Consider the following 770-nt stretch of genomic DNA (forward strand, 5'->3'; position numbering starts at 1 on the left):
GGCATCCGCGCGGCGGGGCGCCGGTGACGGCGGGGCAGGGGGCGGCGATGGGACGGCACGGTCGGACCCGCAACGAAGGGGACGCGACCCTAGGGGCCGTTTGCAAAAAATGAAAGCCGCCCCCGCACTTCCTGCCGAGCCGCCCCTGACGCCGGCGGCGCCGGTCAGCCGCCGCCGCCCGCCTGCGCGATCAGGTTGGCGATCAGCCCCGTCCATCCCGTCTGATGCGACGCGCCGAGGCCCTGGCCCGTGTCGCCGTGGAAATACTCGTGGAACCACACATGGTCGCGGAAATGCGGGTCCGTCTGCAGCCGCGCATCCGCCCCCAGCGCCGGCCGCCGCCCGTCGTCGTCGCGCAGGAACAGCCCGGTCAGCCGCGCCCGCAGATCGCCCGCGACGCCGCGCAGCGTCGCCTGCCGCCCGCTGCCGGTCGGCGCCTCCACCAGGAAATCGTCGCCGTAGTAATGGTGGAACCGCTCCAGGCTCTCGATGATCAGGTAATTCAGCGGCAGCCACACCGGCCCGCGCCAGTTGGAATTGCCGCCGAACATCGCCGACCGGCTCTCCCCCGGCTCATAGCCGACCGCGATGCGCGCCCCGTCGCTCTGGAACACATAGGGCTCCGCGTCATGCGCCCGCGACAGCGAGCGGATGCCGTGGTCGGACAGGAACTCCGCCGGGTCGAGCATGCGCACCAGCAGCCGCTTCATCCGGTGCCCGCGCAGCAGCGACAGCAGCCGCCGCTCGCCGAGGCCGGGCTCGTCCCAGCG

The 770-nt window shown here is 72.9% G+C and carries 1 protein-coding gene; it reads right to left on the minus strand.

Features of this window, described 5'->3' with window-relative positions; all coding sequences use genetic code 11:
- Positions 1 to 164 precede the first annotated feature (164 nt).
- On the minus strand, positions 165 to 770 hold a 606-nt coding region (locus tag B8460_RS22430; protein ID WP_048863190.1), incomplete at its 5' end, for an MGH1-like glycoside hydrolase domain-containing protein.

The sequence above is a fragment of the Acidisphaera rubrifaciens HS-AP3 genome, from assembly GCF_000964365.1.
Classification (GTDB): domain Bacteria; phylum Pseudomonadota; class Alphaproteobacteria; order Acetobacterales; family Acetobacteraceae; genus Acidisphaera; species Acidisphaera rubrifaciens.